Below are 23,008 nucleotides of genomic sequence, written 5' to 3' on the forward strand. Positions count from 1 at the left end.
GTGCGTCGTGTCCGCCGACAATCCATCCAACACACCCGCCGACCGGCAGACGCATGCCGGACTTTCGCCATCGTCGTCCGATAAGGCGCCGCACATCGTTGTGCTCGACGCCCAGGGCAATCCGGTTCAGACGCTCGCATTGACGCGCGCTGGCGTCACGATCGGTCGTCTGGCGAACAATGCGCTGCGGCTTGACGCGCCGGTCGTCTCGCGCACTCATGCGCGGATCGACTGGGACGGCGCGCGCGTGACGGTGACCGACCTGGGATCGAAGAGTGGCGTCCAACTGGGGACGATGCGCCTGTCTCCGCAAACGCCACAGGTCTGGGATCCTGCGCAAACGCTTCAGATCGGTCCGTATACGTTGCGTCTGCATATCGGTGCGCCTTCACCCGCCGACCCGGCGTCGCCGGTGACCGGAGATCTGCATGCCGCGCCAACCCAAAAGGTCAGGGAAGCGGGTCTCTCAGTTGCGCTGTCGCCGGCGCATACGGCGCTGACCCTGATCCCCGGCGAGCCGACCGACGTCGAGGTGCGCGTCACCAACCAGACGAATGCACCACAGACGGTTGCGCTCTCGCTCAGTGGTCTGCCAGAGACCTGGGTCGAACCTGCGCCAGCGCTGCGGGTTGCGCCATTCTCGATGAAGACCGCCATCATCCGTGTTCAGGCGCCAGCATCTCCCGAAAGTGCCGTTCGTCCCTATGAGGTGCGCGTGCGCGTCTCGTCTCAGGAAGATCCTTCCAGCAGCGCCGAACTTCGCCTGGAATGGCGGGTTGCGCCGTTTCTGTCGGGGGAGGTGGAGGTTGCGCCGCATCGCGCGCTGGGACGTGAGCAGGCGGTTGTAACGGTGCACCTGCACAACGGTGGCAATGTACGCGCGACGTATCACCTGCGTACCGGTGATATGGCGCAGATGGTCGGCGCTGCGTTCACCCAGGAATATGTCACCCTCGATCCGGATGAAACCGTCGAGATTCCACTGACGATCACCGCGCCGCGTCGCGTTTTCGGTGGTCATCGTGTCTACACGGCGCCAATCGAGGTCGAAGAAACCGATGAAGTGTCTGGTTCGCTCAGGCGCACGTTGCACGCCGAAGTTCGCTTCGTGCAGACGACGCTGTTGCCGCTCTGGGCGCCGGTTGCGCTGTTCGTTCTGCTGCTGTTGCTGTATGGACTGAACCTCCCGGCGGCGCTCTGGGCGCGCGTTCCTGGAAGCGGTTTTCTGGCAGGGGTGCAGAGCGGCGGCATTCGCGCCGAAGCCACGCAGGTTGCCGCGCTTGCAACCCAACAGGCGCTTCAGGGGCAGACGGCTCTCGCCGAAGTGGGAGCGGCGCTGGCTGCGACCCAATCGGCAGTGGCGGCGCTGCCGACCGAACAGCAGGCGAGTGCACAGACGGCGCTTGCCGGAGCGTTTCAGGCAACCGTGGCTTCATTGTCGGTGGCGCAGACCGCGAATGCGCAGTCGCTTGCGGCGACCAACGCGGCGCTCGAGGCGCAACTGGCGCAAACCGCCACGGCGCAAAATGTGTCGACAACACCCGAACCGGCGTCGACTATCGGCGTGCCGATGACCACCGCGCGACTGACGACGACGCCGACAGCGGGCGCGACGTCCACGCTGCGCCCAACCGCAACCTCTGCACCATCGGCGACATCCGTTCCGCAACCTACGACGGTCGCGGTCGCCAGCGCTATGGTGGAACCTGCGACGATCGCGTTTGGCAGCATTAAGAAGGGGACCGCCAGTGCGCCGCGCACGCTGCTGCTGAAGAATACCGGCAACGCACCGCTGACCATCAGCGAGATTGTGATTGGCGGCGCCCATGCCTCGGAGTTTGCGCGCGTCGCTGGAGGCGCCGACAACTGTGGCACGTCGCTGGCGCCCGGCGCGTCGTGCACCATTACTCTGACCTTTACCCCATCTGCCGCCGGTCAGCGCACCGGGCAACTGCGGATCGAAAATTCGTCTGCCGACGGAGTGGTGCTTGTGAGCCTGTCCGGCAGCGGAACGGAAATTCCGGAGGTTGCGTCGATTGTGCGCATCGGCAACAGCCCGACCAATGCCGCCAGCGCTCAGTTCCAGGTCAATTTCAGCGAACCGGTGAAAGGTGTAACGGCTTCGAATTTCAGCGTGGTGACCCTTGGCGGCGCCGTCGGCGCTGCCATCGCATCGGTATCCCCTGCCAGCGGCACGTCCACGAATCAGTGGACGGTGACGGTTAATGCTGGCGGCGGCAACAAAACCATCCGCCTCGATTTCGTCAACAGCAATGGCGTGACCAACGCCGATGGCAATGCGGTGGAGAAACTGCCGTTCAACGCTGGCGACCAGATTGTGATCGATACGACGGCGCCGACGGTTGCGCTGGGCAATACGCCGCCATCGCTCACGAATAACCCGGCGGCGCCGTTTACGTTTAGCGGCAGCGATGACGTGAGTTCCAACGTAACCTTCGAGTGTCGCGTTGATGCCGCCAGTTTTGCACCATGCACCAGCCCGTTTACCCCTTCCGGTCTGGCTGACGGCAACCGTACCTTCAATGTGCGCGCACGCGATCAGGCGGGGAATGTCAGTGCGCCAGCATCGTATACCTGGGCGATTGATACCTCGCCGCCGGATACGACGATAACAGGCGGTCCTGCCAATAGCAGCACCAGCGGACCGACCGTCTCATTTACGTTCTCATCCGAAGCGGGCGCAACCTTCCAGTGTCGCATGGATAGCGGATCGTTCAGCGCCTGCACCAGCCCATTCACAGCGACTGGTCTTACTGATGGTTCTCACACCTTCCATGTGCGCGCTCTCGATGCCGCCGGGAATGTTGATGCCAGCCCGGCGACGCGCACCTGGACGGTGGATGCCACGCCGCCGGATACGACGATAACGGGAGGTCCTGCCAATAGCAGCACCAGCGGACCAACCGTCTCATTTACATTCTCATCCGAAGCGGGCGCAACCTTCCAGTGTCGCATGGATAGCGGATCGTTCAGCGCCTGCACCAGCCCATTCACAGCGACTGGTCTTACTGATGGTTCTCACACCTTCCATGTGCGCGCCATCGATACGGTAGGGAACATCGACCCGACTCCGGCAACGCGCACCTGGACGGTGGATGCCACACCGCCGGATACGACAATTCTCAGCGGACCAACTGGCGTTATCAGTGTGACAGGAGTCACGTTCACGTTCACTTCGACCGAGACCAGTTCGACGTTCCAGTGCCGGTTGAATACCGGGTCATTTGTGAGTTGCACCAGTCCGCACACCATCAGCGGGTTGGTGAATGGTTCACAGACCTTTGAAGTGCGCGCGATCGATGGGGTGGGGAACGTCGATCCGACGCCAGCAACCCGAAGCTGGACGGTCGATACGCAACCGCCGGAAACGACGATCACCAGCGGTCCTGCTGACGGCAGCACGACAGGTCCGGGGGTTACATTCAACTTTACCTCATCTGAGACGGGCAGCACGTTTGAGTGCAGTCTGGATTCCGGCCCATTTTTGCCGTGTACTTCTCCGCAGACACTCTCACTCTCGAACGGTTCACATACATTTGGTGTGCGCGCGATCGACGCGGTCAATAATATCGATCCGACTCCGGCGACTCGCACCTGGACAGTCGATGCCATACCGCCGGCTGTCACCAGTGTCACATCGACCACGCCGAACGGGGTGTATGGTGTCGGCGCTACCATTAATGTGATGGTCAACTTTAGCGAGTCGGTGACGCTGACCGGTGGTTCCTTGCAGGTGAACCTCAACAGCGGGGCAACGGTGACAATTGCGACGCTCAGCGGCGTCAGCGCCAGTGGTATCTATGTGGTCGGTGCAGGTCAGAACGCTTCCGATCTCGACTCCGTTTCGCTGACGCTGACCGCTGGTGCAACCCTGCGTGACGCGGCGGAAAACAACGCCGTCCTGACCATTCCGACAGGTCAATCGCTGGCGGATTTGCGTGATATTGTGATCGATACAACCCCGCCTACTCCGCCAACCGTTACCAACCCTGCCAGCGCGACAACGGTGCCGTCTACCACCACGACACTTAACATAACAGGTAATGCAGAAGCGGATAGCCTGGTTCAGGTATGGAATGACATAGACAACAATGGTGCGATCGATGGGGGTGAGACTGTTGTTGCATCTCAGCAACTGACCGGAGGCGCTACAAGTTTCAGCATCAGCGTGTCGCTGGCAACCGGCGACAACAACTTCGTCGTTACTGCAACCGATGCGGCGAACAATCGCTCGTCGCCGACCGATGTGCCGACGATTACCCGGAGTCCGTAACATGCCGCGTGATATAATGAAGCATCTCCTTTCTCTTTGACGAAAGTCACTTCCATGCTCGACTCCGCAGCGAATGAGCAGACCATTGGCGCGTATCGCCTGGAAGACGAGATCGCTACCGATAGCGCGGGGGTTGTCTATCGCGCGCGCCATCTTCCCACGGCTCAACCGGTGGCGATCCGCATTCTGCCGCCCGACATCGTTGCAGCGCCCGACTTCCGTGAGCGTTTCGAGCGCGAGATGCGCGCAGTCGCTGCGCTCTATCATCCGCACGTTGCCGAACTGTATGAGTTTGGAATCGGCGAGGGGCGCGCGTTCATTATCGGTGAACTTCCATCCGATGGGTTTCTGCGTGATGCGATCCGGCGCCGCACGCTCCCGTTGCGCCTGAGCGTCGAACTGGCGCGTCAGGCGGCGGTCGGGTTGAGTGCAGCGCATGCCCGTGGCGTCGTTCACGGAGCGCTCAAGCCCGAAGCATGTGCGCTCTTCGCTGGACCGGGCGGCAGCTATCTGCTGAAAGTCGGCGATTTTGGCATTGCGCGTTTGATCGCCCCAGCTGCCGCCAGTCCCGCCGTCTACCAGGCGCCAGAGCAACGCGCTGGCGGTGAACCGGATCCATCCGTCGATTGCTATGCACTGGGTGCCATCCTGTACGAGATGATCGTCGGCTCGCCGCCGCCGCTCACCGCTATTCCCCTGTTGCGCATGGTGCGCCCCGATACGCCAGCCGACCTTGAGGCGCTGGTTGCGCGTTGCCTGGCATCCACGCCATCGGATCGCTTCAGTCGCATGAATGAACTGGCAGAAGCGCTGGACGCCCTGGTTGCAGCAATGGGGGAGCGTCTGTCGGTCGCTGCCGCCGACGAAACGACGGTCATCGAGCAACGTTCTGCCGCCGATGATGCAACGGTTGCAGCGCATCTGTTTACTCCTGCCCCCGAAGATGCAACGCTCATCGCGCCGGTGACGCCGGGGGCGGGTGAGGGCGCGACGGTCATCGAAGAACCGGTGGCGCCGGGGGCGGGTGAGGGTGCGACGGTCATCGCTCCGGGGGCGGGTGAGGGCGCGACGGTCATCGAAGAGCCGGTGGCGCCGGGGGCGGGTGAGGGCGCGACGGTGATCGAAGCGGGGGCGGCGGAGGCGGATGAGGGTGCGACAGTCATCGCGCCTGAGGCGTCGCCGACGGAGGGTGCGCCATCGAGTGCGGTTGCCGACGCCACTGCTGCACTGATTGCAGACACAACGTCCGACGAAGCGCCGACAGTCCTTCCAACGCCGTTGGTTGCGCCGCAACAACAACCGTCGGCAAGGGGTGATGTCACGGCGGAAGCGCCATCGGTTGTTCCACCCGACGAAGCAGTTACCATCCTTCCCGAACCGGTTCCAGCGATCAGCACACCCCTGCCTCAGGTTTCAGCCACTCAATCGCTGATCATCGCCACGCCGCCGCCTGGCTTCCCGGCGCTGCCCCCGCCCTCGAGCATGCCGCAGGTGCAACTGCTCGATAATGCCGGCGCCCCGCTGCGTCTGCTCAGTCTGACCGGTGATGGTCTGGCGATTGGCAGAGCGGAGTCCAATGATCTGCCGTTGCCTGATGAGAGTGTTTCCGAAGAGCACGCATTCATCGATTGGGATGGGCGGCAGGTGACGATTACCGACCTGGGTTCAAAGAATGGCACCTTTGTCGCCGGTATCCGTCTGCCGCCGCAGGAGCGGTATCCGTGGCAGGGGGGCGCTCCGGTGCGGATCGGGGTCTACTGGTTGCGTCTGATTCCGCCGCTGGCGCAGGCGACGAGTGTGGTTGCGCCTGCCGTCTATGGCGTTCCCGGTCCTGAAGCGGTAGCAGCGCCGCCGCAGGCGGTTGGTGCGCCGCCGCCCCGCGCTCCCGCTCCGGTCACGCCGAGTTTTGGCGCGCCTGCCATTCCTCCGACTGCCGCAGCGTCGCCGCAGGCAGGCATTACCCAAATGCCCGCGCCTGGAACTCCGCGAAGCGCTCCGCTGCCGCCGCAGGCGCCTCTCCAGCCGCCCGGCGACACTCCAGCTGGCGCGGCTGGCGTGACGCAACCGCCGCTCAGTTCCAACCGCTACGCCGTCGAACTCGAACAGGATGTCATAACGCTGACCCCCGGCATGCCGGCTGTGCTGCGCATGACCCTGCACAACTACAGCGATAGTGTCGATCATCTGCGGGTCGACGTGCAGGGTGTGCCCGAAACCTGGATTCAGGGTCCGACCCCTGAACCGCAATTGTTGCCGAACGGTCGCGCACCGGTGGCGCTCAACATTAATGTGCCGCGCACGCCAGAGAGCCGCGCCGGTCCTTATCCGGTCACCATCTATGCCCGCTCACGGAGCCGCCCCAATGAAGCTGGCGTCGCTCAGGCGACCTGGAATGTTCAGGCGTTCACCGAGCATCGGCTGGAATTGAAACCGCGCCGTGCGGCCGGATGGCGCAAAGCCCACTATAACCTGACGCTCACGAATGCGGGAAACATGCCGATGCGCTATACCCTGATCGGCGAAGACGATGAGCAGGCGCTTGCCTTCAATCTGGGAGAGGACGCCGTCGCGCTCGAACCCGGCGCCGCATACAAACACCGCCTGACAGTGCGGGGACCGATCCGCTGGCTCGGTTCGTCGCAACCACGCAGTTTCTCGGTTCAGGCGCGCACCGAGAAGCGTTCGGACACCCAAACCTCATCGGCGCAGTTCATCCAGCGGGCGCTGATCCCGACCTGGCTCATTCCGCTGGCGCTGCTGGCATTTCTGGCGATCCTCTACTTCGTCACGCTGCCGCCGGTCATCCGCAATCCGCGCTTTGAGCGATCTCCGCAGATCGCAGGTCAGCCGGTGCGTCTGATCTATGAAATCGATAATGCGCAGCGCGTCGAACTGTTGCCGCTTGGCGTCCCGGCGCCTGCCGGGTCCGGTCGCCGCACCTTCGAGTTTCTCGATGCGACGGCAATTCCCACCGATCTGAGCATTCTGGCGATCAGTCGGTTTGGCGTTCGCGCGGAGGCGTCGGTGGTGGTTGCCGTGGTGACGCCAACACCGACGCTGGCGCCAACAGCGACCCCGCCGCCGCCGACCGCTCAACCAACACCCGAGGTCTTGCCTGCGCCGACCGCAGCGGCGCTACCCCCTGCGCCTCCGCCAGTGCCTCCGCCTGCGCCGCCACCAGCGGCAACACCAACCCCGGAAGTGTCGCTGGCGGAACTCCTGCGCCTCGAATGCCGATCGGGGGAGCGCATTGTGATCACCGGCGCGGGACCGCCGCGCGAGTCGTTCCTGCTCTACTTCGGACGGCGCGCTGTGAGCGGCGGCAGCATAGCGCCCAATGGCGTCTATCGCATCGAAATGCTGATCGGACCGGAACGACCGGGAGAGTATCCCGTGAGCGTCCGGTTGCGTCTCAGCGACCGTCCCCTGCCGATCCGCACCTATCAGTACGGCGCCGACCGGCTCGTCAACCTGAGCAGCGTCGCACCGACCGCCGTGACAACGGAGATCCTGTGCGTCGTGCAGCGCGCGGAACCGACGCCAACCGTGGCGCCGTAACGGTCACTGTTCGGGATAGGCTTCAAGCGTCTCTTTGACCGCTGCCAGGAATGCGTCGGCAGTGGCGCCATCACAGGCGCGATGGTCGAACGTGAGCGACAGATAACACATCGGACGGATGACAATCGCGTCGCTCCCCTGATGGGTGATAACCACCGGACGCTTAACAATCGCGCCGACGCCAAGAATACCGCTCTGCCCGCGATTAAGAATAGGGGTTGCGAACAGGCTCCCGCCAACGCCATGGTTGGAAATGGTGAAGGTTCCGCCCTCGGTCTCATCCGGCTGTAACCGACGCATACGCGCACGTTCGGTCAGGTCGTTCAGCGCGCGCGCAATCCCCGCCAGGCTTTTCTCATCGGCGTCGCGCAGCACTGGTACGATCAGTCCATCATCGAGCGCAACCGCAATCCCGATATGGATACGCCGGTAGGTGATGATCCCATCGTCGGTAAACCGGGTATTCAGCGCCGGAACGCGGCGTAACGCGGTTGCAACCGCCTGCACGATGTAGGCGGTCACGGTCAGACGAATCCCCTGCTGCTCGAACGAACTGCGGTAGCGCTCGCGGTGCGCCAGCACCCGCCCCATATCGACCTCAAAGACCGTCGTTGCCTGCGGAGCGTCGCGGAGCGACCGCACCATATGGTCGGCAATCACGCGGCGCATTGTCGTCAACGGCGTGAGGAGGGCATCATCGGGCAGCGGTTGAGCGACGGGAGTGCGCGTTGGCGTCGGTGGCGCTGCTGGTGTCGGTGGAGGCACAGGCGGCGCGACCGTTGTCGGGAGCGGTTGGGGCGGTGCAACCGGTGCGGGTGGAGGCGTGGCGGCAGCCTTCTGTCGCTCCTCGATATAGCGCAGCACGTCCTTCTTGCTGACGCGCCCGCCAGCGCCGGTGCCGCGGATCTGGCTCAGATCGATGCCGTACTCGGCGGCGAGACGGGCAACAACCGGCGTGATCGGCGGACCGTCAGCGCGGCGGGGACGCGCTGGCTCTGGAGCATCCGTCGTCACCGTCGTTGCCGCCGTCCCGGCGCCTGCTTCTGGAGCGTTGCTCACTGCCGCTTCACCCGGCTCGCCGATCCGGGCAAGCAAGGCGCCGACCGGCACGGTGGCGCCTTCTGGCGTAGCGATTTCAAGCAGGACGCCACTGGTGATCGATGTCACCTCGGTCGAGACCTTATCCGTTTCGACTTCCACGAGCGCTTCGTATCGTTCGACGCGGTCGCCGACGCGCTTGAGCCAGCGCCCGATCGTCGCTTCGGTCATGCTTTCGCCGATCTGCGGCAGAACAATATCAACCGCCATGGTTGCATTCCTGGAGTTTACAAATGCGGATGATGACGCGCGGATTGGAGGTGCGCACTGTCTGAGAGCAATTATACCTGATCATTCGCTTCATCACACGCCATCCGCCTGCCATGCCTCACCTGTACGCCGGGAGATGCCGCACGGCATCCCGAACTTCATCCGTCGGATCGCCATCCCGTGCGACCGCCTGCGTGACTGCCCCCGCACTCGTTCCAACCGTGGCGACGACTCCCGGTGCCGCCGCCACAAGCGCCGCGCTCGTCGCATCGCCGTGCGCCAGGGCCATCAGAGCGGTGGCGCTGTCGAAAAGCGCACCGGCGCCGGGGATCAGTCCGGCGGTGTCACGCCCGGTCGGGGTCACGGCGCGGGCGCTCTCTACCCTGCCATTCTGTGCCAGCGGCGCGTCCCCTCGACCTGTCCGCGTCGCCCATGATCTCACACCAGGGCGCAAAGGCGCGAAGAATCAGGACGTGATGGACGACGGCGCCGGCATCCGCGCAGCGCCTGCACCTGCCATACCCCGGCGTCGCGCAGGGGCTATCGGGTCGCTTCGTCCGCAAGCAAGGCGCGATAGTCCGCTTGTTGGAAGTGCCGGTCCGCCGTGAGGGCGGCGGTCAGTCCACGATCGCGCATGACGACGAAGGAGACGCAATCGGTCAACCCCATTCTTTGTCCGACCGTTGGATATAGAGTTGGAATGCACGGGCGTAGCGATCATCGGTGAGCGCGACGATGTCAACGTGTGGATCCGCTTCCAGCGATGTCAACAGTTGCGCCCCCGCAGCGCGGTAGCGTTCTTTCGCCAGCACATTGCCAATTTCCAACAGGACGGCGCGGGTGGTGACCATGCGCGTCTGTTCGGCGTCCAGCTGATCAGCCAGCTAGATCGCCCGTTGGTGCAGCAGATCCTTCGGATTGGCCAATGCCAGGGCAAAGGCGGTATCCAGGAACGCCTCATGCGGCAGCATCGGCGGGTGCACCATATAAATAAGCGTCGACGTTCGTGGCAAAATCGGCGGGTGCGTCGAGCTGCAGCGATCGGGCAGTGTACAGAAAGGACGTTTCGGGTATAGCGGCTGGCTCCATCACCTCGATGGTGATGTGCACGCACATGTTGGGCGCAAGCGCTGAGGGTTGATCGAGCCGCAACACCTGCCCATCGAACACGGCTTCAATGGTGGTCGCCATCGGTGATCTCCGAGCGAACGTACTCGGGGATAGTATACCAGAACTGCGCGATGCGCCGCCAGCACGCGACGACAGTCGCAATTGGCGTCCAGCCAATCGTATCCGGTGCACACAGGATGGATCGCGCTGCGACAACCTCAACCGCCGCCGCCTCATCGCCGTATTGCGTTGCACGCTTCCCTGCCGTCGCTCCCGCGCTCGTGCCGGGGACTGGCTGCGGCGCATCGTGTGGCGCGCATGCCAGAGAAACCAGCACACTGGCGCCTTCAAACGGCTCGCCGACTCCCGCGAGCAGCTGAATCCCGTTTGAACAGCGTCGGACTATCAGGTCAGAGGGAGAAGGCTGCGTATCGGTCTGATGTTCCTCTCTTAGCGTTCAGGCATCTCGTTTTTGATCAATCCACGGATAAACGGTTGAATGCCGCGAGTGCGTTCGATCGCGCGGAGGCGGGCGATGTCGTGATCCTGGAGCATCGTGATCATGCGCGCCGCTGCAATATTCTCCTGCTGAAACTGGCGTTCACTGGCAAGCAAAGGCGCACTGGCAATCCAGGCGTCAAACGCGGGATCTACCGCGTGCACCGTCAATTGGGGATCGGTCACCCGATTAAGATAGGCATCCACTGCTGCCAGGGCGTGTTCAGCCACCTCGGCGGCAGTTGCGCTCTGCTGATCGAGGATGGTTTGCAGGGTCAAACAAATCGCGGATACCGTGATCAAGGCCAGTTCGGCATACAAGGAAGCGTGCTCTTCAGTATCGGGAGCCACGTGCTCACATGTCGCCTGCAATTGCGCAATCGCCTCGCTGCTGAGCGTCGCGCCGCCGATGTACGCCCATATTGCATCAAGCGCATCAATGAGCAGGCTGGTTGAGCCAGCGCGTTCCACCACTGAAATGCCTGATAGGCGGGGAGCAGACGCTCGCAACAGAGTGCAGCGAATGCGGTTCGGCTGCGGGGCGGTAATGCATCAAGGTGCGTGAGGAGCTGATTCGACTCCATCATCATTCCTTCGAGGTTCCTGATCGTATTCTGCGCAACGGACTGACCGGACGCGCGCCTGATTCTGCAATCCGCTCCGCTGTCCATTCCTTTCTCCTCGAACAATCGCGGTTGTCCGATGATTTTGTGCGTAAGGATCAAGAAGACGATGGATCTCGTCGACGCGTTGCTTCAGCGGATCGACAACATCATCAACCCGCGCCGCGTCTGCCGCCTCGCCGCCCTGCGCCGCCGTCCGCACCGCATCCACTGCGTCATCGGCGTGCGCTGCAGGTGCAGCGCCCCTGCCGCGACGTCATCAGCGTGCGTTGCGGCGCGGACCAGCAGCCCGCCGCCGGTCAGCCCCGGCAGGAGCAGCCCGCCCACGTCCGCCGCCAGCGCCAGTCCAGACGTGAAGCGACTCGCACCGAAGGCCCGGTAGCGCACCTCGCCCGCCTCCGTCGTCCCGCTGAGGGTGACCGCCGTGCTGCCGGGATGGTCGCTCAGCAGCCAGTAGAGCGTCCCGCCGCTGCGCAGGGCCACGCGCTGGCCGTGGACCTATTTCAGGGTTATTAAGGTGCAGGCGTATGGTACTCTTTCTTCGCCGACCGGTCAAAGGAGGCCGTAAGGACAGGGTTGTGCGAGTGGGGTGTCGGCCGTACAGCGGCCCAGTCCGCTCACAGCCCCCCTCCCATCGCCACGTCCACCCACTCGAAGTCCGGGTTGTCTCGCCCCGCCAGGTCCGCCAGCATCAGATCCAGCTCGTCGGGGATGGCGTTGAACTCGAAGCGGATGCGTTGCCGCCCCGGCCGCTTGATTTCAGCGATGGCCGCCTGCTTGATGGCCTCCAGCGCCATCTGCCGCTGCCCCGACGTCAGCTCCTCCCAGGGAATGAAAACCGGCTTCACCCGCGTGCCGTCGGTCAGCACCAGGGTGGTGGCCAGCGCCTGCTGCAGGTAGGCCCGTACCTCGGCGTCCGTGCCCGGCTCCCTGGGCTGCGGCTGCGGCGTCAGGCCGGGGATGACATACGGCGCCTGACAGGTGACCTTGCGGCCGTGGTCGGCGCAGTAGGCGATGACCTGCCGGCGCAGGGCTTTGGCTTCTTGCTCGCTGCGCGCCACGAAGGCGGGCGAGAGCTGGTGGAAGACGCCGCCATCGGGCAGCAGTTCGGTCTTGTGGCCGGGCAGGCCCAGCAGGAAGTCCCGCCCGTATTTCTCCACGTAGGCCGGGCCGAAGAAGTTGACCCACCCGATATGCGTGAGGCGGAGTTTGCGGACATCCCTGGAGAGTATCGAATCGCTGAATGCCTCATCGAGACAGCCGAGCCAGGGCCGGGTCAGCGGGTATAGCGTCCGCCCCAGGACGGACAGACGTTGGATGGTCGGTTCCACCAGATGGCGCTCATCCTTGAACTCGAAGTCCAGTAACGTCCCGATTCGAAACAGGTTCTCATCGTCATTGAATTGATCCACACTAAAGTACAGCGATACGCCCGGCAGGTCATCAAAGCGGATGCTGAAAGACACGCGCCATTTAATAGTACGCCAGACCTCCTGCATCCATGCCTGGATGGCGGTCAGCCACTCCTCGCGGGGGAGGCAGCGGTCCCCGCTGGACGTCCAAAAGGTGACCCCGTTGTCGGCGACCGCCTCCATCCAGGCCAGGATCTCCTCAGCCCGGCTCACTTGAACCTGGTAGAAGCGAAGCACTGGTTGAACATACCGCATCTTCTGCTCCTTTCCTCAGGGCCACTCCACGAGGCGAATCTGCTCGCGCGTGATCTTCACTCCCGCTGTTTGTAGGGCTTTCAGCAAATCCTCAATATACCCCTCGGTGATGGGGTCGGTCTTGGTACGGAACAACTCCAGGAGGATCGGCCGACCCGTGGCTTGATATCTCGTCAACTGGCGGGCAAGCTCATCTATGTTTTTAGCAGTGTGACTTTGCGTCCAGTACTTGACCTCCACGATGTCATCGGTGACCAGGAGCAGGTCGACACGGCCTCCCTCGACCACTGCCTCCACCGCCTGCAGCTTGCCGGCCTTGTAGTACTCCTCTGCCCGCAGGAGCTCGGCCGCAAAGCCGCGGCGATACGAATCCGGAATGCGCTCGTCCTGCACCATCTTCTCCAGCCACGCAACCCCACGCCGGACCTCCGGGCTGGCGCCGGCGAAGCGTTCGGTCCAGGACACCGCCCGCACCATGTCCAGGATGTCATCGGTCCGTGCGAGCGCCCTGCCGCCGCGCACCGCCATGCCCAAGCCGGTCAGCCCCGGCAGGAGCAGGCCGCCCACATCCGCCGCCAGCGCCAGTCCATTGTCCCACGTCAGCCCGTTCTGAGTAATGTCCCAGATATCGTAGGCGATGAATGCAATATCAACCGCGCTCTCGATCCAGTGCCCCGTCGGGTCGGTGTACTTCAGCGGATTGTTGTAAACGTACGCAAAGCGGTTGAAGCTCTGCGGGTTGCCCGGCTCAGGAACGATGCTATCCGGCGAGATGAACCGTCCGAGCGTCGGATCATAGTACCGAGCATGGTAATACAACAATCCGGTCGCATCAAGCCGCTGTCCAGTGAAGGTGCGCGCCGTCAGTCCGATGCCGCCGGTGCGCACCCGCCCCCACGGGTCGTAGTGCTGCATTCCTACGAGCGTGCCGCTCGCGGTCGTCGCTGCGCTCACGCTTCCCAGGTGGTCGCTGAAGAGATACAGCGTTCCCTGGTCGCTGCGCCGCACGCCGATGATGTCGGCGCCGAAGCGGTAGAAGTGCGTCGTCGCGCCGCCGACGGTGCGCTCCCAGAGGTCGGCGACGGTGACGACGGTCGCGCCGTTGCTCGTGCGCGTCACCCGCGCGCCGGCGGCGTCATAGGTATAGGTTTCGGTCAGGCCCGCCTGGGAGACGCCGGCGAGCTGGTTCCAGCCGTTCCAGACGAAGGTCCGCCCGCCGCCGCTCGTGAGGTTGCCATTGGCGTCGTAGGCATACGGCTGCCCGCCGACGCGGATGGGGGCGTGCGGGCGCGGCTGGCGCGCCGCCGGGTACTCATATCCCACGCCGGCTTTGACGCGCAGGTTCCCCAGCCGGTCGTAGGCATACGTCTCGCTCAGCGTCGGCGGGGCGACCGCCGCAGGCGTGGGGGAGGGCGTGGCGGTGGGAGTCGGCGTCGGCACGCCGCCGGGCGGAGCGCCGCGCTCCGGCGTGACTTCGTCCCGCGCGGCGTGGGTCGCCGCTCCGGTCGTCGTCTCCAGGCGACCGTCGGAGGATGCGGTCTGCGGCGGGGACCGGATATCAGATGCACGTGGTACAATACCGCCGGGATATGGCGTGATGCGCGGGAGCCGCAATGCGGATCTATCTGGACACATGCACCCTGCACCGGCCGCTTGATGATCGCACGCAGCTGCGTATCGCGCTCGAAGCGGACGCGGTGCTCACGCTCTTGACGCTGTGCGCGCAAGGAACGCTCACGCTGGTCGTCTCTGCGGTGAACGCCTTTGAAACAGCGCGTAATCCCCGCCCGCAGCGGGCGCTGTTCGTCCAGGCGATCATGGCGCGGGCTGCCGAGTATATCCCGCTGACGGATGAGATTGAGGCGCGGGCGCAGGAGTTGGAGCGCGCAGGCGTCAAAGCGATTGATGCATTGCATTGGGCGACGGCGGAGGCGGCGGGGGTGGACCGCTTTTGCACCTGCGATGATCGCTTCTATCGCAAAATGAAAGCAGTGCCGGGCGTGACGTTGAAAGCGGTCACGCCGCTCGAACTGATCCAGGAGGTCGTGCCATGCTGACAGGAACGCCGCAGCCGTTGGCGCTGCTCACCGAGCGAGCGTTGCGTCTGTTGCTGGCGGAGTTGGGACCGATCGACACCGTGCGGTTTTTGAGCCAGTATACCCTGGGCGAGGGCGATGCAGTCGCCGACAAGGATCGGTTGGTCGGGTCGCTGACGGTGGCAGAGATTGCCGCAGCGATCCGTCAGGCGCAGATGGCGGCTGGCGCGCCAGCCCGCGCGCCAGAAACAGACGACGCGGTGTGATGGGCGGACGAATGCGGTTCTGGTGCGGGGTGCGGTTCCCAATCGGCTGCCTTGGATTCGCCCCTGCCGCGCCACCGCATCGCGCGGCGCAGCGGTCGGCGCCCCCGCGCCGGGAACGATGCTATCCGGTGAGATGAACCGCTCGAACGCTGGGTCGCAATACCGCACGCCATAATACATCAACCCCACGCCAGGGTCAACGCGCTGGCCGGTGAAGGTGGAGTCGGTATGCCGGGCGCTTTCGCTGATGGTGCGCAGCGTGCCGTGTGGTTGACCCTGGCATCTTCGTCACTCCATCGTGATTCCCCGCATAGAAGGTCGTGCGTTACCGTTGGCCTTCGCGTCCTGATGGGGCAGTCGTTGCTGTCATAGAAGATAGAGTTGTTACGTTTGCGGTCGCAGTCAATTGATCAGCCTACATGGAGAGCGCATTGCTCTCCATGCAAGTAGCCGCCTGCGTATGGACGCCGAACTAAAGTGGCGGCACACGCCTTCCAAAGCCGCCCCACCCCTTTGTCTTCACCACCAGTTCCAGCCATGCTTCCAGCGATTCTGCGACAGTATAGTAAAGGTCAGCATCGCGTTCGCTATAAGGGCGGAACAGGTATTCGTGATCAAGGAAAAAGACCTTGCCCTGCTCGGGCCCTTCACGCAGAATGGCCAGGTAGTTTCCATCGTGAGCGTCGCAGAAGGCCACGTAGTTGAGTGTATGAAGATCACGGAAATCGGGATCGTTACCAAGCATGGCTCGAAAATCCTTCAGCAAATTCTGGTTAATAGTGACCAATTCAAGCGTGCTGAAGATGTGGTAGTGGATATAATCGCCCTTTGTTGACCAAGAGGGTTTCCAGGCTAATGGCGCCACATAAAGTTGAGCACCATTGGTTAGTTGCAGAAAATGATGCAGGCTTTCTGGCAGAGCGAATCCTAGTGACTGCTCAATTGCCCTTATATCTTCTGGTAAGGCTGGTGAATACGTTGTGTGTGTACATGGCACGAGCCACGCATCTTCCGTCTCAATCAATACATCGCCAAATGTGAAAATCAAACCCTCCCGCGTATGCATTCTCTTGGGGCAAACGAGCACCTGTTGCTCCAAAATGGCCTTCAGATATGTGTTGATGATGGACACCTTTTTCTTCCCTCCTCGCTGACTGGGATCAGTAGGGGAAAGGAATCCCCTCGTGCTGGTAGAATTCGCGCAGCAATGGGAGAATCTTTTCGGGGTTTTGTCTAGCCCACTCCTCAAGTCCTCGCTGTGCCATATTTAGTCTTCCTCTCAAGAATTGATTCAGCCTGTCTTGGATTCCGCCAGCCGCCGTGTGGTAGTTCCTCGCATAGACCACCCATCCCTCCTTGGGACCGCCCAAGGCAATGGGCCAGAGGTGATGTTGTTGATAATCGTCAATACGGAATTCAGGCCTGGGACTGTACTTGAACAATCCTGACAAAATTTCCTTGCCTTCTTCAGCTTCCCCCCTCGCCTTCTCCACCGAGCCCAGTAGCCTTTTCTGGGCAACGACCTCTTCGGCTTTTTGCGCCGCTTCCAGGACAAAGCGTTGTGCTCCTTCTCCAACAGCACGGGTGGTGACTCGGCCTACCAGTCTGGCGGCTTCATCGCCGTGGTTGGCTGCCGCGACGGCCGCCCTGCCGCCGCGCACCGCCATGCCCACGCCGGTCAGCCCCGGCAGGAGCAGCCCGCCGACATCCGCCGCCAGCGCCAGCCCGTTGTCCCACGTCAGCCCGTTCTGGGGAATGTCCCAGATATCGTCGGCGATGCATGCGATATCAACTGCGCGCTCGATCCAGTGCCCCGTCGGGTCGGTGTACTTCAGCGGGTTGTTGTGAACATAGGCATACCGGTTGAGGCTCTGCGGGGCGCCTGGCTGCGGCGCCGACAGATTGAGGCTGAGAAACCGCCCGGTCGCCGGATCATCGTATCGGCTATGATACTACATCAACCCGCTGGCGTTCCGCCGCTGCCAGTGCAGTTGCGCATATCGGCGCACGGCCGGTGCACACCACTATCTCGCAGCCGCTAAAGGGTCCTTCGCCTCAGGAGCCGTAGATTCGGAATCCTGGCGGTCAGTATCCGCTCAAGCTCTTCTGGTCGCTCTGTTCCGTTGACGTAAAAAAGAATGCTAATCTCAGGAAATTCGCTCTTGTACAATTCCTCGTAAAAAGGATCGAAATTCCGCTGCAGGACGAAGTTTTCCTCACCTACTGTATCAAGCCGATAGTAATCTCCCCGATGTAAGCTTTCGTGTGGCGCTAGTTGGACGCCGAGCGCCTGCTCGACGGCCACCCGCGCCGCCTCCAGGTCATCGTGGTCGAATCCATAAAGGTCATACGTCTTCATGCTTCCTCCTTTGACCGAGAGAAGTCGTGAGAGTTTTGTATAATCGGTCGGGACAAAAGCCGCATCCAACTTGTAAAGCAAAGGGCAAGCGTTGATGTCCATCCGCAATCGAGCTTGTATCGGATACTGCACAGAATGACCAACTCCAGGGCACAACCTGTCGGGATTTGTATGGCTGCTCAATCGCCAGCGCTTGACCCGGCGCAGGATTTTCTCGGCTTGCCTGCGACTTGGCCTGAACGGTTTATGATTAGCGCACGATGATGTAAGGACCCCTTTGTGCGATGGACTCGATGGACTCGTAGATCATAAAGGTCACAGGTCTCCCGGTCATTTCACCAAGTTCTCGGCTTAAATCCAAGAGGCCCAGCATTTTCAGGTGTTCCTCATCGAGCGGTTCGGTCCGTGTTCCGCCGCCCCGAAGCCCGATGCCGAGTTCTTTAGCGCGCTGCAGGAGAGTGGAACTCGCCAAAGCGAGATCAAAGTCACTCACGCGTCCGACGTCGAAGGGTGCACCTGTCTTGAAGCTTACGCCAGTGACGGAACTACCACGGAAGGCTGCCTGAACATCTCCGTACCCTGCATTTTGCAATCCTTGTTTTAGTCGAGCGCCAAATTGGGCGAATTCATCGGCGTTCTTGAAACCAAGAGGGAGGGTGCGCTGAGCTGCTTCCTGAGCCAGGTTCTCGGAAATCCTGGTTGCTGATCGGGCCAGGTCTGCGGCCTCATCGCCGTGGCTCGCCGCCTCTGCAGCCGCCTTCGCCGCCTTGCCGCCGCGCACCGCCATGCCCAGGCCGGTCAGCCCCGGCAGGAGCAGCCCGCCCACATCCGCCGCCAGCGCCAGCCCATTGTCCCACGTCAGCCCGTTCTGGTGAATGTCCCAGATATCGTAGGCGATGAATGCAATATCAACCGCGCTCTCGATCCAGTGCCCCGTCGGGTCGGTGTACTTCAGCGGATTGTTGTAAACGTACGCAAAGCGGTTGAAGCTCTGCGGGTTGCCCGGCTCAGGAACGATGCTATCCGGTGAGATGAACCGTCCGAGCGTCGGATCATAGTACCGAGCATGGTAATACAACAATCCGGTCGCATCAAGCCGCTGCCCGGTGAAGGTGCGCGCCGTCAGCCCGATGCCGCCGGTGCGCACCCGTCCCCACGGGTCGTAGTGCTGCATTCCTACGAGCGCGCCGCTTGCGTTCGTCGCTGCGCTCACGCTCCCCAGGTGGTCGCTGAAGAGATACTGCGTTCCCTGGTCGCTGCGCCGCACGCCGATGACGTCGGCGCCGAAACGGTAGAAGTGCGTCGTTGCGCCGCCGACGGTGCGCTCCCAGAGGTCAGCGACGGTGACGACGGTCGCGCCGTTGCTCGTGCGCGTCACCCGCGCGCCGGCGGCGTCATAGGCGTAGGTTTCGGTCACGCCCGCCTGGGAGACGCTGGCGAGCTGGTTCCAGCCGTTCCAGACGAAGGTCCGCCCGCCGCCGCTCGTGAGGTTGCCATTGGCGTCGTAGGCATACGGCTGCCCGCCGACGCGGATGGGGGCGTGCGGGCGCGGCTGGCGCGCCGCCGGGTACTCATATCCCACGCCGGCTTTGACGCGCAGGTTCCCCAGCCGGTCGTAGGCATACGTCTCGCGCAACGTCGGCGGGGCGACCGCCGCAGGCGTGGGGGAGGGGGTGGCGGTGGCGGTCGGCGTCGGCACGCCGCCGGGCGGAGCGCCGCGCTCCGGCGTGACTTCGTCCCGCGCGGCGTGGGTCGCCGCTCCGGTCGTCGTCTCCAGGCGACCGTCGGAGGATGCGGTCTGCGGCGGGGACCGGATATCAGATGCACGTGGTACAATACCGCCGGGATATGGCGTGATGCGCGGGAGCCGCAATGCGGATCTATCTGGACACATGCACCCTGCACCGGCCGCTTGATGATCGCACGCAGCTGCGTATCGCGCTCGAAGCGGACGCGGTGCTCACGCTCTTGACGCTGTGCGCGCAAGGAACGCTCACGCTGGTCGTCTCTGCGGTGAACGCCTTTGAAACAGCGCGTAATCCCCGCCCGCAGCGGGCGCTGTTCGTCCAGGCGATCATGGCGCGGGCTGCCGAGTATATCCCGCTGACGGATGAGATTGAGGCGCGGGCGCAGGAGTTGGAGCGCGCAGGCGTCAAAGCGATTGATGCATTGCATTGGGCGACGGCGGAGGCGGCGGGGGTGGACCGCTTTTGCACCTGCGATGATCGCTTCTATCGCAAAATGAAAGCAGTGCCGGGCGTGACGTTGAAAGCGGTCACGCCGCTCGAACTGATCCAGGAGGTCGTGCCATGCTGACAGGAACGCCGCAGCCGTTGGCGCTGCTCACCGAGCGAGCGTTGCGTCTGTTGCTGGCGGAGTTGGGACCGATCGACACCGTGCGGTTTTTGAGCCAGTATACCCTGGGCGAGGGCGATGCAGTCGCCGACAAGGATCGGTTGGTCGGGTCGCTGACGGTGGCAGAGATTGCCGCAGCGATCCGTCAGGCGCAGATGGCGGCTGGCGCGCCAGCCCGCGCGCCAGAAACAGACGACGCGGTGTGATGGGCGGACGAATGCGGTTCTGGTGCGGGGTGCGGCGTCGTCATCCGGAACGTCAGCAGCATTGGTGAGGGTCAGCGTAACGACGACCGTCTCGCCAACCGAGACGACCGACGGATTGGCGGCGAGGGTCAGGGTGAGCGCCGGAAGCGGTGGATCGACGGGCGGCGCCGGGACGGGCGCCGGGTCAGGCGGCAAGAGCGTGTCATAGGTGGTGGGGGGGTGAACGGGACAACCGGCGCCTGCACAGGCGCCGCCATTGGGAAGCCGCTGTGCAGGGTCGCAACCAGCGCGAGGGTCACAACCGGACAGAACAGGCGCAGACGAAGCATGACCACACCTCTCCCACAGAGCGCCTGGCTTGCAGGAGAGGGATGTTCGACAGCGGCGCCGCGACGCCCTCGCGCCTCATCCCCTCGCCGCTGCTCCTACTGCCGGTACGGGCGCAGCGCCGCTGCGCCCCTCCGTCGCCCCTCGCGCCTCTCGCCTCATCCCCTCTCGCCTACGGCTGCACCACCGCCACCTCGAAATGCATGCCGTCGAGACGCGGAAAATGCCCGCCCCAGTAGAACCCGAAGTGGCGCGCAATCGCGGCGAGTTCGCGCACCGATCCAGGCTGACCGACCAGTGCGGGAACGGCATTCAGCCCGTTGAGATTCGTGGCGGGATCATAGTTGATGTCGAACGCTGTGCCGAAGGCATGATTGCTCAAACTGTCGGCAGTATCGTCCTTGCGTCCGCGAATGAAGCGCGGACTGTACGAACCGTTCCAGATGATGACCCGGTCGAGCAACCCGGCCTCTTCCCACGCTTTCCACAGACGCAGCAACTGGTTGACCGCCAGGCGATGCCAGCGGATTGCGCCATTGGCGGGTGCGCCACGAATGTTGCGCCCGATCAACTGCGGAATCTGCACAGTCACGATATTCTCCTGCTCCCACGACCCAAGGATGCGGATGCCGTCTTTGTCGCGGCTTGGGTCGGGCACAAACTCATACGCGCCGAAGAGCGCCTGGCGCTGTGCTGCCGTCACCAGCGGCTTGAAATCGGGCGGCGGGGGCCACTGCGGGCTGGTGCGGTCCCCCGGCGGCATGGGGAAGCCGCCGGTCGGCAGCGTGGTCTGGCGCGTCACGGCAGGCTCGACCACCGGCGGCGGCGTGGCGGTCTTCGGTTTCCACTGCTCGACCTGCGGCGGCAATGCCAGTTGACTCTGGCGTCTGACCGGTCCGTTGCCGACCCGATAGAGCGTATCGAAGGCAAACACCTGGATGGTGAGCGTTATTCCCTGGAACTCCTTCTGGTACGCATCGGTCAGTGGTGCGCCGATCCGGGCGGCGACCGCTGCCTGATGGAAGGGCGACGCCGGATCGAAGGCGACGCCGCTCGCCTTGTACATTTCAGCCCACAGGAGACTGGACAGCGGTCCCGGCGGCGTCTCACTCAGTTTGCGCACATCGTTCCAGTTGGTTTTCGTTTCCGGGGCAGCAATCGGCGTATACAGCACATCGCCGCAGAACACCTGCATCGAATACTGCTGCCCATCGACCGTTACGCGGTAACTGCCGCTCAATGCCGGACCCAGGCGTTGCTCAGCCGCCGTGCGATGGAACGCCCAACCCGGATTGAACTGCGTGTTCCCGTTTTTCGTGCGACTGCCAGCGATCCCGGCGTTGAAACTTGATTTCAACAGTTCAAAGGCGAGCGTTCCAGGAGCAGGAAAGTTGCCAGCGATCAGATCGCTGAGGGTCTGCACCTCAGCCCACTTTTCCCCTTCGTTGAACGCCGTGTCGCGCGCAAAATGCTGGTAGTTGTACTGTCGTCCGTTGACTGTCAGCCATGCAGAGCGTGGCGAACCGGGCGCAATCGGCGCGCCGAAACCATGCTTTGCGGCATGCAGGTGAAATGCAGCGCCGATGTTGAAACCGCTGGCGCGTGCTGCCGTTTCGTTCTGAAGGAAGAGCCAGAGCGCCCGCTGGCGTTCAGGGGTATCATCGATCGCTGGCGCTCCCAGCAGCGCTACCGGTGGCGCCTCCGGCAGCGGCGGCAGCGTAAAGGGAGTAAGCGTCCCATACGCAACACCGGGACGTGGCGGCGCCCAGTGCAGCAATGCCGCTTCCGCCAGCAACCCGTGACGATGCTGAATATCGAGCGTCAGGCGACGCAGTGCAATCACCTGATCGCGGGATCGCGCCGCGCGCGGCGCGCCCTCGATAACGATACCAATGCTGATCCGGTCGATATTCCGCACCCGCCCAAGTTTTGCCAGCCCGCTGTGGCGCGCCGCGCGCGCTTCATCCACCAGTTGGGTGATGGTTCCATCGGCGGCAATGTGATAGTGCGGCGAACGGGTGCTGGCTCTGGCGCTCCATCGCGCGATCGCCTGTTCCGCAGGAGATGGATCGTCGTGGAAGACGATCATGGTGATGGCAGCGCCGCGACGCGATTCGGAAGCGGAAGACGCCGCAGCGCGCCACTGAATAGAGAGTTGTTCACTCATACATCACCTGTCATCACCTATCCTCTGCGCCCCCGGCGTCTCAGCGGTGCGCTTTGCAGCGACCATTATTTCACCGCAGCGGCGCGGAGTTCGCAGAGTGAAGAACCATATCGTGCCGCTCGAACACTGCTTTGCCGCGCATCCATCTCGTTTTTGACGTTCTCCGCGCCCCCGGCGTCCCAGCGGTGCGCTTTGGCAGAGACGTCAGTCGGGTGTCAGCGCAATCCGCCGCGC

The 23,008-nt window shown here is 63.2% G+C and carries 20 protein-coding genes and 3 pseudogenes; 7 read left to right on the forward strand and 16 right to left on the reverse strand.

From position 1 onward, the window contains the following. The first annotated feature begins 7 nt into the window (after window positions 1–7). Together ROSERS_RS08665 and ROSERS_RS08670 are read left to right on the forward strand one after the other, a co-directional pair. Window positions 8–4,294: a choice-of-anchor D domain-containing protein gene (locus ROSERS_RS08665; protein WP_011956414.1), complete on the forward strand. Its 4,287-nt coding sequence runs from the start codon at window positions 8–10 to the stop codon at window positions 4,292–4,294. A gap of 54 nt (window positions 4,295–4,348) precedes the next feature. Next, a complete protein-coding gene (locus ROSERS_RS08670; RefSeq protein WP_011956415.1) occupies window positions 4,349–7,852 on the forward strand; it encodes an FHA domain-containing serine/threonine-protein kinase in 3,504 nt (1,167 codons plus the stop codon). A gap of 3 nt (window positions 7,853–7,855) precedes the next feature. Here the strand turns inward: ROSERS_RS08670 and ROSERS_RS08675 are convergent, their stop codons facing one another. The 9 genes and pseudogenes from ROSERS_RS08675 to ROSERS_RS25940 form a co-directional block, all read right to left on the reverse strand. After that, window positions 7,856–9,160 (reverse strand): dihydrolipoamide acetyltransferase family protein, encoded by a 1,305-nt coding sequence (locus ROSERS_RS08675; RefSeq protein WP_011956416.1) that lies wholly within the window; start codon window positions 9,158–9,160, stop codon window positions 7,856–7,858. 118 nt (window positions 9,161–9,278) lie between these two features. Further along, window positions 9,279–9,524 (reverse strand): hypothetical protein, encoded by a 246-nt coding sequence (locus ROSERS_RS08680; protein WP_041333361.1) that lies wholly within the window; start codon window positions 9,522–9,524, stop codon window positions 9,279–9,281. A gap of 176 nt (window positions 9,525–9,700) precedes the next feature. Beyond that, a pseudogene (locus ROSERS_RS27340) lies at window positions 9,701–10,146 on the reverse strand (type II toxin-antitoxin system VapC family toxin). Continuing rightward, window positions 10,118–10,351 (reverse strand): hypothetical protein, encoded by a 234-nt coding sequence (locus tag ROSERS_RS08690; RefSeq protein WP_041333364.1) that lies wholly within the window; start codon window positions 10,349–10,351, stop codon window positions 10,118–10,120. The pseudogene ROSERS_RS27340 and the gene ROSERS_RS08690 overlap by 29 nt, the downstream one beginning before the upstream one ends. Continuing rightward, on the reverse strand, window positions 10,335–10,607 hold the full coding sequence (locus ROSERS_RS08695; protein WP_041333366.1) for a hypothetical protein: 273 nt from the start codon (window positions 10,605–10,607) through the stop codon (window positions 10,335–10,337). The genes ROSERS_RS08690 and ROSERS_RS08695 overlap by 17 nt, the downstream gene beginning before the upstream one ends. A gap of 113 nt (window positions 10,608–10,720) precedes the next feature. Then, window positions 10,721–11,239, reverse strand: a complete 519-nt coding sequence (locus ROSERS_RS08700) for a DUF416 family protein (RefSeq protein WP_041333368.1) — start codon at window positions 11,237–11,239, stop codon at window positions 10,721–10,723. Window positions 11,240–11,523: 284 nt separating this feature from the next. Further along, complete coding sequence (locus ROSERS_RS26435) at window positions 11,524–11,778, reverse strand: hypothetical protein (protein ID WP_198136369.1); 255 nt, start codon at window positions 11,776–11,778, stop codon at window positions 11,524–11,526. Window positions 11,779–12,008: 230 nt separating this feature from the next. Continuing rightward, entirely contained in the window at window positions 12,009–13,058 is a 1,050-nt protein-coding gene (locus ROSERS_RS08710) for a hypothetical protein (protein ID WP_011956421.1), read from the reverse strand. A gap of 15 nt (window positions 13,059–13,073) precedes the next feature. After that, window positions 13,074–14,672, reverse strand: a complete 1,599-nt coding sequence (locus ROSERS_RS25940; protein WP_049767488.1) for an RHS repeat-associated core domain-containing protein — start codon at window positions 14,670–14,672, stop codon at window positions 13,074–13,076. Between ROSERS_RS25940 and ROSERS_RS08720 the strand changes: the two genes are divergently transcribed. Next, complete coding sequence (locus ROSERS_RS08720; RefSeq protein ID WP_011956423.1) at window positions 14,672–15,115, forward strand: type II toxin-antitoxin system VapC family toxin; 444 nt, start codon at window positions 14,672–14,674, stop codon at window positions 15,113–15,115. The two genes, ROSERS_RS25940 and ROSERS_RS08720, sit on opposite strands and share 1 nt — an antisense overlap. Further along, entirely contained in the window at window positions 15,109–15,360 is a 252-nt protein-coding gene (locus ROSERS_RS26745; RefSeq protein WP_011956424.1) for a hypothetical protein, read from the forward strand. Before ROSERS_RS08720 ends, ROSERS_RS26745 begins: the two co-directional genes overlap by 7 nt. Before the next feature lie 126 nt (window positions 15,361–15,486). Here ROSERS_RS26745 and ROSERS_RS27345 read toward each other — a convergent pair. The 6 genes and pseudogenes from ROSERS_RS27345 to ROSERS_RS24900 all read right to left on the reverse strand — a co-directional run. Further along, a pseudogene (locus tag ROSERS_RS27345) lies at window positions 15,487–15,618 on the reverse strand (hypothetical protein); the annotation flags it as partial. Window positions 15,619–15,832: 214 nt separating this feature from the next. Further along, window positions 15,833–16,492, reverse strand: coding sequence for an SMI1/KNR4 family protein (locus ROSERS_RS08730; RefSeq protein ID WP_011956425.1), 660 nt, complete (start codon window positions 16,490–16,492; stop codon window positions 15,833–15,835). Between the two features lie 28 nt (window positions 16,493–16,520). After that, window positions 16,521–17,027 carry a hypothetical protein gene (locus tag ROSERS_RS08735; RefSeq protein WP_011956426.1) on the reverse strand — a complete coding sequence of 169 codons (507 nt, stop codon included), beginning with the start codon at window positions 17,025–17,027 and terminating at the stop codon, window positions 16,521–16,523. Window positions 17,028–17,180: 153 nt separating this feature from the next. Next, window positions 17,181–17,300: pseudogene (locus tag ROSERS_RS27165) on the reverse strand (hypothetical protein); the annotation flags it as partial. 98 nt (window positions 17,301–17,398) lie between these two features. Then, the gene (locus ROSERS_RS08740) at window positions 17,399–17,719 is read right to left on the reverse strand and encodes a hypothetical protein (RefSeq protein ID WP_041333370.1); all 321 of its coding nucleotides are present in this window, start codon (window positions 17,717–17,719) and stop codon (window positions 17,399–17,401) included. Window positions 17,720–17,969: 250 nt separating this feature from the next. Continuing rightward, window positions 17,970–19,592: an RHS repeat-associated core domain-containing protein gene (locus ROSERS_RS24900; RefSeq protein ID WP_157041015.1), complete on the reverse strand. Its 1,623-nt coding sequence runs from the start codon at window positions 19,590–19,592 to the stop codon at window positions 17,970–17,972. Between ROSERS_RS24900 and ROSERS_RS08755 the strand changes: the two genes are divergently transcribed. The 3 genes from ROSERS_RS08755 (at window position 19,592) to ROSERS_RS25955 (ending at window position 20,488) form a co-directional block, all read left to right on the forward strand. Further along, a complete protein-coding gene (locus ROSERS_RS08755) occupies window positions 19,592–20,035 on the forward strand; it encodes a type II toxin-antitoxin system VapC family toxin (protein ID WP_011956423.1) in 444 nt (147 codons plus the stop codon). The genes ROSERS_RS24900 and ROSERS_RS08755 overlap by 1 nt on opposite strands. After that, window positions 20,029–20,280: a hypothetical protein gene (locus ROSERS_RS08760; protein WP_011956424.1), complete on the forward strand. Its 252-nt coding sequence runs from the start codon at window positions 20,029–20,031 to the stop codon at window positions 20,278–20,280. Before ROSERS_RS08755 ends, ROSERS_RS08760 begins: the two co-directional genes overlap by 7 nt. A gap of 64 nt (window positions 20,281–20,344) precedes the next feature. Beyond that, a complete protein-coding gene (locus tag ROSERS_RS25955) occupies window positions 20,345–20,488 on the forward strand; it encodes a hypothetical protein (RefSeq protein ID WP_157041016.1) in 144 nt (47 codons plus the stop codon). A 291-nt stretch (window positions 20,489–20,779) separates the two neighbouring features. On the opposite strand, the gene ROSERS_RS08765 is transcribed toward ROSERS_RS25955, so the two are convergent. Continuing rightward, window positions 20,780–22,774, reverse strand: coding sequence for an N-acetylmuramoyl-L-alanine amidase (locus ROSERS_RS08765; RefSeq protein ID WP_011956429.1), 1,995 nt, complete (start codon window positions 22,772–22,774; stop codon window positions 20,780–20,782). Window positions 22,775–23,008 lie beyond the last annotated feature (234 nt).

This window comes from Roseiflexus sp. RS-1 (genome assembly GCF_000016665.1).
Classification (GTDB): domain Bacteria; phylum Chloroflexota; class Chloroflexia; order Chloroflexales; family Roseiflexaceae; genus Roseiflexus.